Origin of the sequence: Micromonospora sp. NPDC049559 (assembly GCF_040676675.1) — a bacterium.
Taxonomy (GTDB): domain Bacteria; phylum Actinomycetota; class Actinomycetes; order Mycobacteriales; family Micromonosporaceae; genus JBFAPK01.
The window spans coordinates 177,523-192,471 of record NZ_JBFAPK010000005.1 but is presented as its reverse complement, the minus strand read 5'-3'; the positions used below and the strand labels follow the sequence as shown (position 1 = coordinate 192,471).

General features: G+C 73.4%; 9 protein-coding genes. 4 read left to right on the top strand and 5 right to left on the bottom strand.

Translation table 11 applies throughout. From position 1 onward, the window contains the following. Positions 1-154: 154 nt before the first annotated feature. Positions 155-1,660: an Asp-tRNA(Asn)/Glu-tRNA(Gln) amidotransferase subunit GatB gene (gene gatB, locus AB0J86_RS09675; protein WP_363855162.1), complete on the top strand. Its 1,506-nt coding sequence runs from the start codon at positions 155-157 to the stop codon at positions 1,658-1,660. Between the two features lie 260 nt (positions 1,661-1,920). Here gatB and AB0J86_RS09670 read toward each other — a convergent pair whose 3' ends face one another. Continuing rightward, positions 1,921-3,546 carry a metallophosphoesterase gene (locus tag AB0J86_RS09670; RefSeq protein WP_363855159.1) on the bottom strand — a complete coding sequence of 542 codons (1,626 nt, stop codon included), beginning with the start codon at positions 3,544-3,546 and terminating at the stop codon, positions 1,921-1,923. 87 nt (positions 3,547-3,633) lie between these two features. Continuing rightward, positions 3,634-4,821 (bottom strand): PQQ-dependent sugar dehydrogenase, encoded by a 1,188-nt coding sequence (locus tag AB0J86_RS09665; RefSeq protein ID WP_363855366.1) that lies wholly within the window; start codon positions 4,819-4,821, stop codon positions 3,634-3,636. Between the two features lie 90 nt (positions 4,822-4,911). Here AB0J86_RS09665 and AB0J86_RS09660 point away from each other — a divergent pair, with 90 nt between their 5' ends. Both AB0J86_RS09660 and AB0J86_RS09655 read left to right on the top strand, forming a co-directional pair. After that, positions 4,912-6,645 carry a hypothetical protein gene (locus AB0J86_RS09660; RefSeq protein WP_363855156.1) on the top strand — a complete coding sequence of 578 codons (1,734 nt, stop codon included), beginning with the start codon at positions 4,912-4,914 and terminating at the stop codon, positions 6,643-6,645. An 89-nt stretch (positions 6,646-6,734) separates the two neighbouring features. Then, the gene (locus tag AB0J86_RS09655; protein ID WP_363855154.1) at positions 6,735-7,661 is read left to right on the top strand and encodes a 2-hydroxyacid dehydrogenase; all 927 of its coding nucleotides are present in this window, start codon (positions 6,735-6,737) and stop codon (positions 7,659-7,661) included. A gap of 34 nt (positions 7,662-7,695) precedes the next feature. Here AB0J86_RS09655 and AB0J86_RS09650 read toward each other — a convergent pair whose 3' ends face one another. Then, complete coding sequence (locus AB0J86_RS09650) at positions 7,696-8,085, bottom strand: PH domain-containing protein (RefSeq protein ID WP_363855151.1); 390 nt, start codon at positions 8,083-8,085, stop codon at positions 7,696-7,698. Positions 8,086-8,274: 189 nt separating this feature from the next. Here AB0J86_RS09650 and AB0J86_RS09645 point away from each other — a divergent pair, with 189 nt between their 5' ends. Further along, positions 8,275-10,920, top strand: coding sequence for a GGDEF domain-containing protein (locus AB0J86_RS09645; protein ID WP_363855148.1), 2,646 nt, complete (start codon positions 8,275-8,277; stop codon positions 10,918-10,920). Between the two features lie 44 nt (positions 10,921-10,964). Here the strand turns inward: AB0J86_RS09645 and AB0J86_RS09640 are convergent, their stop codons facing one another. After that, complete coding sequence (locus tag AB0J86_RS09640; protein WP_363855146.1) at positions 10,965-11,927, bottom strand: MBL fold metallo-hydrolase; 963 nt, start codon at positions 11,925-11,927, stop codon at positions 10,965-10,967. Then, the gene (locus tag AB0J86_RS09635; RefSeq protein ID WP_363855143.1) at positions 11,924-14,740 is read right to left on the bottom strand and encodes a hypothetical protein; all 2,817 of its coding nucleotides are present in this window, start codon (positions 14,738-14,740) and stop codon (positions 11,924-11,926) included. The genes AB0J86_RS09640 and AB0J86_RS09635 overlap by 4 nt, the downstream gene beginning before the upstream one ends. Between the last annotated feature and the right edge of the window lie 209 nt (positions 14,741-14,949).

Below are 14,949 nucleotides of genomic sequence, written 5' to 3'. Positions count from 1 at the left end.
AGGGCTGAGACCGGTGAGTTGATCTCCAATCACGACGATTTGCCCTAGATCGACGAGACGGGGCGCGCGGGGGCGGTCGAAACCCGGGCGAGCCCCCGGCGGGCCAGCCATTAGGCTTGTTTGGTCCGGATGCCGCCCGAGAGCTGGAGCGCAGATGAGCACGACCGCCCTGCCCGCGTACGACGAGGTCGTCGAGCGTTACGAGCCGGTGATCGGCCTGGAGACCCACGTCGAGCTGGGCACGAGGACCAAGATGTTCTGCGGCTGCCCGACCGACTTCGGCGGCGAGCCGAACACTCGGGTCTGCCCGGTCTGCCTGGGTCTGCCCGGTTCGCTGCCGGTCGCCAACCGGGCGGCGATCGAGGCGACGATCCGGATCGGCCTCGCGCTCAACTGCTCGATCGCGCAGTGGTGCCGGTTCGCCCGGAAGAACTACTTCTACCCGGACATGCCGAAGAACTTCCAGATCAGCCAGTACGACGAGCCGCTCTGCGTCGACGGCTGGCTGGACGTCGAGGTCGACGGCGAGACCGTGCGCATCGGCATCGAGCGGGTGCACCTGGAGGAGGACACCGGCAAGACGCTGCACGTCGGCGGCGCCACCGGCCGGATCCACGGCGCGACCGAGTCGCTGGTCGACTACAACCGGGCCGGCATCCCGCTGGTCGAGATCGTCACCAAGCCGATCCCCGGTACCGGCGCGCGCGCCCCGATGGTGGCCCGGGCGTACGTCACCGAGCTGCGCGACGTCATCCGCTCCCTCGACGTCTCGGACGTACGGATGGAGGAGGGGTCGCTGCGCTGTGACGTCAACACCTCCCTGATGCCGGTCGGCGCGACCGAGTGGGGCACCCGTACCGAGACCAAGAACGTCAATTCGCTGCGCTCGGTCGAGCGGGCGGTCCGCTCGGAGATGCTGCGGCAGGCCGGCGTGCTCGACGCGGGTGGCCGGATCGTCCAGGAGACCCGGCACTTCCACGAGGACACCGGCGACACCACCTCCGGGCGCTCCAAGGAGACCGCCACCGACTACCGGTACTTCCCCGAGCCCGACCTGGTGCCGCTCGCCCCGGACCCGGCCTGGGTGGCCGAGCTGAAGGCGGCCCTGCCCGAGCTGCCCAGGGTGCGCCGGCGGCGGTTGCAGGAGCAGTGGGGCCTGACCGACCTCGACATGCAGTCCATCGTCAACGCCGGCGCGGTCGAGCTGATCGAGCAGACCATCGCGGCCGGTACCAACCCGGCCGCCGCCCGCAAGTGGTGGCTGGGGGAGCTCTCCCGGCGGGCCAACGAGACCGGCGTCGAACTGGCCGACGTCGGCGCCACCCCGGCCCAGGTCGCCGAGCTGCAGGGCCTGGTCGACGCGGGCAAGCTCAACGACAAGCTGGCCCGTACCGTGCTGGAGGGCGTGGTGGCCGGCGAGGGCTCGCCGACCGAGATCATGGCCGCCCGCGGTCTGGAGGTCGTCTCCGACACCGGCGCGCTGACCGCCGCGGTCGACGAGGCCATCGCCGCCAATCCCGCCATCGCCGACAAGATCCGGGACGGCAAGGTCGCGGCGGCGGGCGCGCTGGTCGGCGCGGTCATGAAGGCCACCCGCGGCCAGGCCGACGCCAAAACGGTACGGGAGCTGATCCTCGCCCGCCTCGGCGTCGAGGGCTGAGCGCCGCTGGGGTGAGGGCCGGGCCGTGGGTCGGGTGGGGACGGTGGCCTGGGTCCGGGTGTGGGTTGGGGCCGGATTACCCGCTCTGGGCGGTCAGGCTTGATCCCGTCGCGGGCAATCCGGCCCCAACCCAGCCGTCGCGCGATAACGGCCCCCAACCCAGCCGGCGCGGGCGTTCCGGGCCCGACCCCCTCAGCTTGAGCGGTGGGACGGCTCAGGGGTGGTCCTGGTGCGCAGAGTGCTCCTGATCGGGGTGCTGGTCAGCGGGTGGGGGTGGGGGTGACCGGGACGGATTTGTCCCCGACCGCCGGATCGCTGATCACGTGCCGCTCCAGGTTGACCTGGGACTGGCCGGTACCGCCGACCTGGATGTCGTCGTACGCCTGGAGCTGCTTCTGCGGGTCGAAGTAGAGGACTGACATCGTCAGCGGGGTCGGCTTCTCGCCTTCGAGGCCGCGCAGCCCCGCGCCGCCGGTGGAACCCTGCACCATCAGCTCGGTCGGCATCGCCCCCGGCGTCTGCGGCAGCCGGGAGACCTCCCGGCGGTGCAGGTGTCCGGCGAGCACCAGCCGGCAGGTACCGGCGAGCGGCCCGGCCGAGGCGGGGTCGTGCACCAGGGCGATGTTGACCGGCGGGTTGGCGCCGCGGACCGTGCCGGCGAGCTTCTCGCTGCTGCCGATGAGCTGGTCCGCGGTCGGTTGGGTCAGGTTTCCCCCGCCCGGTGAGGTCGACTTGTCCGGGGTGAAGCGCGGGTCGCCGATGCCGGCGATGGTGATTCCGGCGACCGTGGTGATCGAGTTGTCCAGGACGATCGCGTTCGGCTGCCGCCCCACGGCCGCCGCCGTGGCGGGCGAGTCGTGGTTGCCGCGGATGAAGATGTACGGCTTCCCCAGCAGCCCGATCGAGCCCACGAAGGACGCCTCCGGCTCGCTGCCCCAGTCGGTGATGTCGCCGGTGTCGATGACCGCGTCGATGTTGAACTGCTCGACCACGGTACGCATCAGCGACCAGGCGGTCGGGTTCAGGTGCATGTCGGAGACGTGCAGGATCCGGGCTGTGCCGGGGGCCGGCTGGTAGACCGGCAGCGTCGAGACGGTGGTGTAGAGCTTGCTGACGTTGGCGACCAGCCGTTGCAGCTGCTCGGAGTACTTGCTGTAGTCGTTGGCGATGCGCCGGGCGTCGCCGACGATCGCCGGCGCGTTGACCAGCAGCCCCTCGTACCGGGGTTCCTCGATCGCCTGCGGGCGCATGGTGAGCGCGGCCGTGCCGAGGGCGGCGCCGACCACGACCAGGGAGAGCAGCCCGGACCAGGCGACCCGGCGTACGTCGCGGAAGGCCAGGGCGGCGAGGAGCAGGGTGGCGAGCAGGGCCGCGCCGACGGTACGCAGCCCGAGCCGGATCACGCCGTCGGTGACGTCGTGCACGGCCGACTGGCTGGCCCGGCTGATGCTCGCCGGGTCGTCGATGAGCGCCTCGGTGCGGCGCTGGTCGAGCGAGCCGAGCTGCACGGTGAGCCGGACCGGGCCCCGGTGGCTGTCGATCTCCAGCGCGCCGAGCGGGGGGATGCGCACGGTGGTCTCGCCGGTGGTCGAGGGCGCGATCGACATCTCCGCCTGGAACGGCCCGACGTCGGTGCGGACGTGCCCGCCGAGCAGCGTCCCGATGATCACCCCGGCGAACGCGACCACGACGACGGCGAGCGCGACCGCGAGGCGGCGCCGCCGGCTCGGGCGCGGATGTTCGGTACCGTCCGCCCGGCGGGAGCGGCCGGCCAGGGCCCGCCCGGTGCGGCGTACCAGCGCGGCCAGCGAGCGTGGCACGCGCCGTACCGCCGGGGTCGGGGCGACCTCGGCGGGCTGCTGCTGCTCTTCCTCGTTGCCGTCCATGCTCAAATCATCACCTGCCCGCAACCGGATCTTGTCAAACCCCGGGCGGTCTCCGGCCAACTCTGGCTGAACGTCAGGCGATTCCGGTCAGCTCTTGCCGGCCCCGCCGTCCGAGAAGACGAGCCGGAGCAGCCGGTCGTCGTCGGGACCGGGGTTGCCCCGCCCGTCGCGGTTCGAGGTGGAGACCCAGAGCGAGCCGTCCGGGGCGGTCACGGCGGTGCGCAGCCGGCCGTACTTCTTGGTGAGCAGGGCCCGCGGCGCGCCGAGCACGCCCCCGTTCGGGGTCAGCTCCACCAGCCAGATCCGCTCGCCCCGCAGGCACGCGGCGGCGATCAGCCGGTCCACAATGGCCACCCCCGAGCAGGACGCCTCGGCGGTGGTCCACTTGACGATCGGGTCGACGAAGCGGGAGTCCGGGTTCGTCCCCGGCCCCTCGACCACGGGCCAGCCGTAGTTCTTGCCCGGCTCGATCTGGTTGATCTCGTCCCAGGTGTTCTGGCCGAACTCGGTGGCGTAGAGCCGCTTGTTCGCGTCCCACGCGATGCCCTGCACGTTGCGGTGCCCGTACGACCAGACCGGCGAGTTCGGGAACGGGTTGCCCGGCGCCGGCTTCCCCTCGGCGGTGATCCGCAGGATCTTGCCGCCGAGGCTCTTGACGTCCTGGGCCAGGCCCCGCTCCGACGCGTCGCCGGTGGTGACGTAGAGGAACCCGTCCGGGCCGAAGGCGAGCCGTCCGCCGTTGTGGATGCCGGAGAGCGGGATGCCGGTGAGGATCGGCGTCGGCTTGCCGCCCAGCGTCAACTTCGCCACCCGGTTGTCCTGGCGGGTGGAGTAGTAGACGAAGACCGTCTTGTCGGTGGCGTAGTTCGGCGAGACGGCGATGCCGAGCAGCCCGCCCTCGCCGGAGCCGTCGACCCCCTCGACGGTCTGCACCGTGCTCACCTGCAGACCGTCCACGCCCGATTCCGGACCCACCTTGAGGATCTTGGCGGTGTCCCGCTCGGTGACCAGCGCGCCGCCGTCGGGCAGGAAGGCGATGCCCCACGGCACGTTCAGCCCCTTGGCCAGTACCGTCGCCGCGACCTGCTGGTCCACGCCGCCGTGGGTGGCGCTGACCGACGGCGTGGGGAACCTCGGCGGCTCGCCCGCCGGGTCGGGTTCGGGCTCGCCGAAGGCGCAGCCGCTGGTGACGAGGACGGCCGCCGCGCAGAGCGCGACCGCGACCCGGGTACGGAGACGGCGGGAGTACGGGGGGCCAGCGTTCACCCGGCCCAGGGTAGCCGGATCGGGTGACCGGTTCGGACTTCCCGCCGTACCGTCGTGGGATTTCGCCCGCTCTCATCCCCGTATGCGACACTGCCGGCCATGCCGACCTCGACGATGCGCGGGTCCGGGGCACCCGTCGCCGCCGACGCGCCCGGCGACCTGGCCGGAACCCGCGCCGCCCCCGGCGTCCGCCTCGCCGGCCGGATCGCCCTCCTGCTCGGGCTGCTCGGGGTCGGCTACCGGCTGGCGATGCTGCTCGTCGAGGTGCCGCCGGCCAACAGCGACGAGGCGACCAGCGGCCTGGTCGCGCTGCACCTGGTCCAGGGTCGCGGTGCGCCGCTCTTCTTCTACGGCCAGTACTACATGGGCGCGCTGGAGTCGTACCTGGCCGCGCCGATCTTCGCCCTGGCCGGCGCCTCCACGCTCGCGCTGCGCCTGCCCACCCTGCTGCTCTACGCGGCCTTCCTGGCCCTGCTCTGGCAGCTCACCCGGCGCCTCTACAGCCCGTGGCTGGCGACCGTCACCGTCGGGTTGCTGGCGCTCGGCTCCGACCGGATCCTGAAGAACCAGCTCATCGCGGGCGGCGGCTATCCGGAGATGAACCCGGCCGGCGTGCTGCTGGTGCTGCTCGCCGTCAACCTCGGGCTCGGCGCGGTGCGGCGGCGCGCGCTGGCGTACGCCGCCTGGGGCCTGGTCGCCGGGCTCACCCTCTGGGACGACTGGCTCGTCCTGCCGTACGTGGGCGCGGCGGGCGTGCTGCTGCTCGCCTGCGGCTGGCGGGAGCTGCGCGGACGGGCCGGGCTGGCGTTCGCTGGCGGTCTGCTGGTCGGGCTCGTACCGATCGTCGCGCACAACCTGACCGCCGCGCCCGAGCACCGCTCGCTCGCCATCTACGCCAACCTGAGCGGCGGGGCCGCCGCGTCCTGGGCCGACCGGCTCTACGGCGGCGTGCTCTTCGGGCTGCCGATGGGGACCGGCGCCTGCCTGCCGGGGCGCTGCGAACCGTGGCAGCTGTGGTGGGGGGCGGCGTACCCGGTCCTGCTCGTCGCCGCCGGGGTGCTCGCCGTCCGCGCGCTGCGCCGCGCGGGCGGCGGCCGGGGCGCGGGTGGGGGCGACGACGTGGCCGGCGCGGCCGCCGGCCCCATCGCCGGCGGAGACCACGGCGGCGGCGGGATCCGCGCCGAACGGGTCCGGCAGGGCGGGCGGCTCGCCCTGGTGGTCGGCGCGGCGTTGAGCCTGCTCTCGTACGCCACCAGCAGCGCCGCCGGGAACACCCCGGTGGAGAGCGCCCGGTACCTCTCCTGCCTGCTGATCTCGACGCCGGCGGTGCTCTGGCCGCTCTGGTCCGCCGCGAGCCGGGCCCGTCGCCGGGGCGGCCGGGGCGCGGCGCTGACCCGGCTGGCGGCGCTGACCCCGCTGGTGGCCCTGGGGGTGACCATGGTGATCGCCACCGGGGCGCTGATCGGGCACGCCCCGGCGGCCGCCCGGGTCGGCCAGGAGCGGCGGGAACTCGTCGCCGAACTCGACCGGCGCGGGATCGACCGCTTCTACGGCGAGTACTGGACCTGCAACAACCTCACCTTCCTCACCCGCGAGCGGCTGGTCTGCGCCGTCATCCGCGACGACCTGCGCCCCGGCTGGGACCGCTACCTGCCGTACCGGGCGGAGGTGCGACGGTCCGCGCGGCCCGCGTACGTCCTGCCGACCGGCTCCGCGCTCAGCCGCGCGGTGGCCGCGCACCTGGCCGCCGTCGGGGTGCCGGCCACCGTGACCACCGTGGCCGGGTACGACATCTACCAGCCCGCCGCCCCGGTGCGGCTGCCGCTGCCCTGACGCCCCGGGCCGGCCGCGGTCTTCCCGCCGGCCGGGACCGTCCGGGACCGCTGCGACGGGGCGAACCCGACGGACTAAGGTCGGCGTACGTGAAGGTGTGGATCCCCCACGAGCGGGGGCGGGAACTGCTCGGCGAGATCCCGTCCGGGGTGACGGTCGAGATCGCCGCGGACCCGGCGGAACTCCCGTCCGACCCGGCGGGCGTGCGCTTCTGGGTGCCGCCGTTCCTGGCCCAGCAGACCTCGGCGCAGCTCGCCAAGACCCTGCCCGACCTGCGGGTCATCCAGCTCCTCTCGGCCGGCGCCGAGGTCTGGGTGGGCCGGGTGCCCGACGACGTGATCCTCTGCGACGCGCGGGGCGTGCACGACTCCTCGACGGCGGAGTGGGTGGTCACCGCGATGCTGTCGTACCTGCGGTCCTTCCCCGGCTTCGCCCGCGCCCAGGCCCGGCGCGAGTGGGCGTACGACGAGTTCGCCCCCACCGACGAGCTGGCCGGCAAGCGGGTGCTCATCGTCGGGGCCGGCTCGATCGGCGCCGCGCTGCGATCCCGGCTCGCCCCCTTCGAGGTACGCCTCACCCTCGTCGCCCGCGGCGCCCGCCCCGAGGAGGGGGTGTACTCCGTCGACGACCTGCCGGAACTGCTGCCGCACGCCGACGTCGTGGTGCTGCTCGTACCGCTGACCGACCGTACCCGGGGGCTGGTCGACGCCCGCTTCCTCGCCGCGATGCCCGACGGCGCGCTGCTGGTCAACGCCGCCCGCGGGCCGGTGGTGCGGACGGACGCGCTGCTGGACGAGGTGCGCTCGGGGCGGCTCGGCGCGGCCCTGGACGTCACCGACCCGGAGCCGCTCCCCGCTGACCATCCGCTCTGGGAGCTGCCGAACGTGCTGCTCACCCCGCACGTCGGCGGCTCGGTTCGCGGTCTGCTGCCGCGCGCCTACCGGCTGGCGGGCGCGCAGCTGCGGCGCTTCGCCGCCGGCGACCCGTTGATCAACGAGGTGGTCGACGGCTACTGACCGGCGCACCGGCGGGGGCACCCGCCGGCACCGGTTACTCGGCGGGCTCGGTGGCCCGTCCGGGCAGCGACTGGCCCGTGACCGCGATCAGCCGGGGCAGGTCGGTCCCGCGTACCGCCGGCAGGGTGGTGGTCCGGCCGTCGGCCAGCAGCGCGACGGCCCGGCCGCGCGCGTCCGTGGCCAGCTCGACGACCTGCCGCCACGGCACGCGACGCTGCCCGAGCAGCGCCCGCAGTCGCAGCTCCTCGGGGTCGGCGTCGGTGCCGGCCCGCCAGGCCCAGATCGTCACGGCCAGCGGTACGAGCAGCACAGGCGCGAGGAACCAGCTGGCTCCGGCCACCGGCAGGCTGCCGATGACGGCGATGACCCCGGCCGCCCAGATCGCCTGGGGGTACCGGAAGCGGACGGTGTCGGTACGTCTCACCCTCTGATACTCCCACCTCCGGCGGCGCGCCCCGACGCCGGCCACCGCCCGGGGCCGAATCCGGGCATTACCTATCTTTGGCCGTAACCCGAGGCTTCCCTCGTCGTTCCCTCTTTCTAGGTGCCATCCGACCCTCTCGCGGGGCCGGGACGGCACCACCCCTGCTCCCTCACGAAGGCGATACCCGTCGTGTCCCTGGCGCGCCATCTGCCTCACCCGACCGACCTGACCGCCCTGCGCGTGGCCCAGCACCTCGGCACCCCGCTCGCGCTGGCGGCGCTCGCCGCGGGCATCGCCGGCGCCATCCCGCCGTACCTGGCCGTGGCGGCCTCCGCCGGGGTGGTGGCCGGGCTCGCCGGGGCCCAACTGGTCCGGGTCGCGCTGGCGATCCGGCTCGACAGCCACAGTTTCGGGCCCTGCCGGGGCGCCGGGTTCCTCGGCGTCGGCGCGCTGGCCACCGGGCTGACCGTGACGGCGCTGCCGCTGCTCCCGACGGCCACCCGTACCGTGGCGGCGCTGGGCGGCCTGCTCACGGCGCTGGTCGCGTACCTGTTCGGGATGCTCCTGCTGCCCGGCGCCGCGACCACCCCGACCGCCCGGCTGAGCCGTACCTTCGACGGGCTGAGCCTCGGGGTCAGCCTCGCCGCCTGCGGCTGGACCGTGCTGCCGGGGGAGAGCCCGCCGGCCGCCGCGTGCGCCGCCGTGCTGCTCGCCGCCGCCGGCCTGCCCGTGCTTGCCCTCACCGCGCTGCGGGCCGTGGGGCACCGCCGCGCCACCCTGCTCTGCGGCGCCGGCTCCGGTACCGCCGTGCTCGGCCTCACCGCGTTCGTGGCGCTGCTCGCCTACGGCGCGCCGGCGCGGGTCCTGCCGGCGGTCGCCGTGCCGCTGGTGCTCGGCCCGGTGCTGGTCGCCGCCGGGGCGCGCCGGGCCCGCCCCGCCGCCGACCCGGTCGTCGGCTGGGCGGGGGAGACGCACCTGTCGACGTACCCGCTGCTGACGGTGCCGGTGCTGGTCGTGCTGCTGGCCGCCGGGTACCACCTGGTCACCGGCGGCGGGCCGAACCTGCCGGCGGTGGTGCTGGCCCTGGCGGTGCTGCTGCTCGTGGTGGTCCGCGAGGCCCTTGCCGTGCTTGACGTGCGCCGGTACGCCCGCGCCCTGGCGGCGCGCGAGGCACGCTCCCGGTCGCTGGTCGCCGGGGTGGACGACCTCACCCTGCTGATCGGCGAGGACCTGCGGGTGCGCTGGCAGTCGCCGGCCGCCTCGCGGATCTTCAACCTCTCCGACGCCGACGTGCTCGGCCACGGGCTGGTCGAACTGATCCACCCCGACGACGCCGCCGCGGTCACGCGGGTCCTTACCGAGGTCCTCGCCGGGCGGGCGCCCGCCGCCGGACGTACGCCGCTGGTCACGGCGCGGCTGCGGGACGGGCACGGCGTGTGGCGCGACACCGAGTCGACCGTCAGCGACCAGCGGGCCGTGCCCGAGCTGGCCGCGCTGGTGCTCCAGGTGCGCGACGTCGGCCAGCGCCGCCGGCCGGGAACGGCTCCGCACCGGCTCGCCGTCACCGACCAGCTGACCGGGCTGGCCAACCGGCGCGAGCTGATGCGCGCCATCGTCGCCCAGCGGGCCGTGCCCGGCCGCACCGGAGGCACCCTGCTCGTCGTCGACGTCTCGGGCATCGCCCACGTCAACGAGCGGCACGGCCGGGCGGCCGGCGACGCGGTGCTGATCGAGGCGGGTCGGCGGCTGCGCGCCGCGGCCGGGGCGGACGACGTCGCCGGCCGGTTGGGCGGTGACGAGTTCGCGGTGGTGACGGTCGACGGGCCGATGCTCGCGTACGGGCTGGCGATGCGGCTGGTGACCACGCTGACCGAGCCGTACCGGCTGCCCGGCGCGGTCGCCTCGCTGCGGGTCAGCATCGGGCTGGCCGAACTGTCGAGCGGCGACGGGGTGGGCGACCTGCTCCGCCGCGCCGACCTGGCCCGGCGCCGGGCCCGTCAGCTCGGCCGCAACCGGGTCGAGTGGTACGACACGTACCTGGAGGAGCAGCTGGTGCGCCGGCTCGACCTGGAGCGCGAGCTGCCGGGCGCGGCCGGCCGGGGCGAGCTGGACCTGGTCTTCCAGCCGGTGCTCGGGCTCCGGGACGAGCAGCCGGTGGGTACCGAGGCGCTGCTGCGCTGGCGCAGCCCGACGCTCGGTACGGTGCTCCCGGGCGAGCTGCTGCCGGTGGCCGAGGACCTCGGGTTGATCGAGGAGATCGGCCAGTGGGTGCTGCACGCCGCCTGCCGGCAGCTCGCGGCCTGGTCGCGCGAGGGACGGCGGCTCTGGATGGCGGTCAACGTCTCGGCCCGGGAGCTGGCCGCGCCGGACTTCGTCCAGCGGGTCGCGCTGACCCTCGTCGCCGAGCGGGTACCGCCGGAGCGGCTGGTGGTGGAGGTCGCCGAGCCGTGGGCGGCGGTCGACCTGCCGGCCGTGGCCGCCAAGCTCGCCGGGCTGCGCGCGCTCGGGGTACGGACGGCGCTGGACGACTTCGGCGCCGGGCAGACGCCCCTGGCCCAGCTGCGCCGGCTCCCCGTGGACCTGCTGAAGATCGATCGGACGCTGATGGGCGAGCCCGGCGGTGGTCGGGGCCGGGGCCGGGCCCTGATCGACGTGGTGGTCAACGTCGGCCGCCGGCTCGGGTTCGAGATCGTCGCCGAGGGGCTGGAGTCGCCCGCCCACGTCGCGCGGGCGCGGGCCGCCGGCTGCCGGCTCGGCCAGGGCTTCGCGCTGTCCCGGCCGGCCCCGGCCGAACGGATCGAGGCGTACCTGGAGGAGTTCCCGCCGGCGTCCTGACGCGGGCGGATGGTGACTGCACCAACAGCGTCGACTCCGTCAGGTCAGCGTTGCTGGTGTTGCTCAGGAAGGTGGCTGGCGGGGTGGACCCACAGCAGGACGTTGTCGAGGCACGAGGCCCCTGTCTGCTCCCGTTGCTGCCGGAAGAACGCGAGGATCTCCCGGTCCGAGTGGCGCAGGCTGAAGTGGGTCAGGACGAACAGGGTCTGCGGGTGGGCCTCGACCACGGGTCGCAGTTGGCTCCAGACGGTGTGCCCGACCCGGTTCGCACGCTCCCGTTGCGCATCATCGAGGTACGTGCATTCCGTTATGATGACCGGATAGTCGAACAGCCAAGGGTTCCGCTCGAACACGTCGACACGTGTATCGCCGAGAAACGCGAACAGCGGCCGCCGGGTCTCGTCGTCGACCTCAACCCCCGCTCGGCGTTTCCGCGCGATGATCCGGCCGAACTCGCCGCCCCGACCCTGCCGTACCATCGATTGCCGCAGCTGTTCGAACTCCGGCCGTAATTTCTTGCCACGCTGCGAAAAGGCGTAACCGACGCACGGAACCTTGTGCTCGCACTTCACCACCCGCGCGTGATGTCCCCGGCTCCCAAAGGTGAACTCGTCATCCTGCCGTACACCGTGCAGCCGGTGGCCCGTCAGGGCCGGATCGAACGCCGCACCGTGGTTCAGCTCGGCGCTCGCACGTAGGTAGGACTCCACATACGGCACCGAGTCGGAGGGCAGGTAGATGTCCACGCCGGCCGGATTCGCGGCGAGGTAGTCGAGGTCCTTGGAATGGTCGTGGTGGGTGTGGGTCAGGAAAACCGTGTCCACCTGCCGTCCTTCGCACAGTCCCGCATCGAGGCTGCACCGCAACTCCGGGACGTGGAAAAACGTCTTGTCGTTCGCGCGAGAGTAGCCGGTGAGCGTGAGTTCGGTGCCGGGTATCCGCCAGGTCTTCCACTGCCGGAACGGATGCCCCCGCTCCAGGCGTGCGGGATGGTCGAACGTGGTCATTTCCCGGTCGCCCCCGTACGTTCGGCGAGCTCGTGCTGGAGCGATTCGATCTCCGCCACGCGCTCGAGGGACTCCTCCACCGCCATGTCGTCGATGGAGCCCGCGCCCCGGTTCCACGGTTGCGCGATCTCCCATTCGTCCAGGCGGTGGCGGGCGACGACGTACTCGTGCAAGACCGTGAGCAGGGATGGGCCGCAGGGCTCGACGGACAACTCGCGGCCTTCGTTCGCCGCGTGCCGTGAGACGCCGACCACGGTGCTCCGCCCAACGGCGAGCTCACTGAGGCGGTAACAATGGATCAAGCCGCCGTGGGGTACCCGCGGCTGCGGCTCTTTCGCACCGTGATCGACCCGGTCGTCGCCGTACAGCGTCAGGAGCGGAACGAGATCCGGATCCCAGGCGAAGATCCGCCGCTCCGCCCGCCACATGCTCGGCCGCGGCCGTATCGCGGGACCACCCCGCTCGAGCGGGACCGCCAGGTTCCATGGCAGGTTGGTCTCGTCCCCGGGAAGCACATCGCCGGGTCCGGCCTCGGCGACCACGAAGAACTCGCGCGGAAACTCGACCCCGTAGCACTCGGCCAGTACCTCGTGCGGGGCCAGCCCGGCGGCGTACAGCGCCCACGCCAGTCGGCCCATCGACCGGTAGTCGTCGCGGGACGCCCCTCCCCGCAACCGAACCAGCGTGCGCTCGGACACCGGTTTGGTGAACGGGGCGGTCAGCTCCGAGCGGGGCACGCCCGCGGCCCCGGCCGGTAGCAGCGTCCGGACGAGATTCAGCGCGGCGCGGTGCACAGGCAGCGCGTCGACGTCATCGCGCTGAGGTGCCAGCCGTCGCAGCATCTCCAGCCGGTCGACGATGGTCGCGTGGTAGTCGTCCAGTACCGCCAGCAGCGACGGGCCGAGCCGTTCGATCCGTCCATCGTCGTCGAGCGGATCGGTGCCGAAGACCGTCGGCTCGCCGCGGGCGAGGTCGGTGAGCCGGTAACACAGCACGAAGCCACCGTACTCGGTGTGATGATCGTGCAACCGGAGCACCGGGACCAACTGCGGGTCGCGTTCGAAGGCGACCTCGTCGTCGTAGTCGTCGAGGCTGGAGTCTGTGGGCGGCACCGGGCCGCCGCGGTTGGCCGGCAGAGCGAGCCGCCACACGTGGCACTGCAGATCCTTGTACCCGGGAAGTGGCAGGTGGTCAGCGAGCGCGAAAAACTCGTCCGGCAACGGGGCACCGTAGCATTCGGCGAGTACCTCGCGCCGGTCCTTCCCGACCGAGTACAGCGCCCACGCCAGCTCGGCCATTGACCGGTACCGGTGACGGGAGGCAGCCGCACGCAGCCGGTCGACGTCCTCGGCCGTGGGCCGGACCCGACGCTCGGTCACCTCGTCGGCCGGGCACGGCGCGCCCCGCTCGCGGCAGACGTCGACCCCGCCTGCGTTGCGCAGCCGGCCGATGAGATCCTCGACCGGTTTCCGGGCCATCGAACCGGCGTGCTCCAGCTCCTGTCTGCGCATGACGGCGGCGTGCAGCGCCGTGTGCCCCTGCATGTCGACGGCGTTGACGTCCACGCCAGCGGCGAGCAACCGGGCAAGGAGCAGCTCGTGGTCGAGATGGGGCAGCAGATGGAGCAGCGTCTGGCCGGAGCTGTCGCGCACCAGCGGGTCGGCGCCGGCGTCGAGGAGCGCGACCACGCCGGCAGTGTCGCGGTGGGCTGCCCGCTCCATCAGCTCCCAACCCCCAGCACGGGCTGCCACCGCGCCAGACGGTCCAGGCCGGCCTTCGGCGCCCCGGTTGCTCGGGCGGTCGGTCCCGGCCGCCCGCGTCGGGAACAGCGCCCGCGTGATCGCCGGATGCAGGTCCTCAGGCCCGGCAAGCCCGAACCGCAGCAGATCGAGGTCGATTGGGTGCCGGTATTCGGGGGCGGTGAGTAGGCGGGACTCCCCGACCGGGGCACTGCGCAGCCGTGCCGTGACCCGGCGACCGGAACCGAACGTCAGTTCGATGTCGGTGCCCGCCTGGCCCTCGTCGCGGCACTCGACCCAGATCGTCCGGGCCGAACGCGGGCGCCGCACCGACAGACCCCGCTCGAACACGCCCTCGTCGAGCGCCCGTCGTCCGTCGGCCACCAGGCGCTCGATCGCGACCCACGGTCGCTGCGGCCACCTGACCCGCTCCCCGTCGGCGAGCGTGATCCCGCAGGCGGCGAGAGCCTCGCCGGTGCGGCCCTCATCCCAGAGCAGGGTGAGCCACTCGGTCATGGCGACCGGATCGTCCGGCCGCGCCTCGGCGGCGGCGGTGTCCAGGAGGCGGCCATCGAGACCGTGGAACGGAATGCGGTCCGGTCCGCCGCCGCACAGGCCACGCAGCTCGCCGGTGCACCGAATGTCCCAGTAGGCCTGCGGCAGGTGGTACATCCCGGGAACCCGGTCCGGCAGGTCCGCCGTTCCTTCCCGTCGGCACTGTACCCACAGCTTCAGCCGCCCCGGCTGATTCCTGACCGTACTGATCATGAGGTTCGCGCCGCCGCCTGCCGGGTATCGGCGCAGCAGCCCGAATCCGATAGGCGCACCGTTGTCCACATCCCGAGGCAGGTTCCAGCGCAGCAGGTCCGGCGCGACGTTCTGCAGGTCGTCAACGATCCGGTCGGCCGTCTCACGGCCATGCCACCGCGCGATCTCGGCGACGTTGACGTCCAGGTCCACCCGGGCAGCGGCACAGGCACCCGCCACATCACCAGCGAGCCGACGCGCGGTCGCGGCCTCGACCATCTCCACCGGGACGTCGCGCGGACGCGTCCGTCGATACATCTCCAGCACGTGTCGGCGTCTGTCGCGCCCCGTTGGCATGCGCGACACGGTAACAAGGATGGGTCAGCGCCCAGATGATTAATTCCAAGGGGTACCCGCGGTGGTCGACGGGGGCGACAGCAAGGCGCACCGCCACGGTTCCGGCTGGGGCGAACGGCTCCCCGCGTTGTCGATGAGGACGCTTCCAGGACGTCCAGGCCGGTCCGGCAACCCTCCGG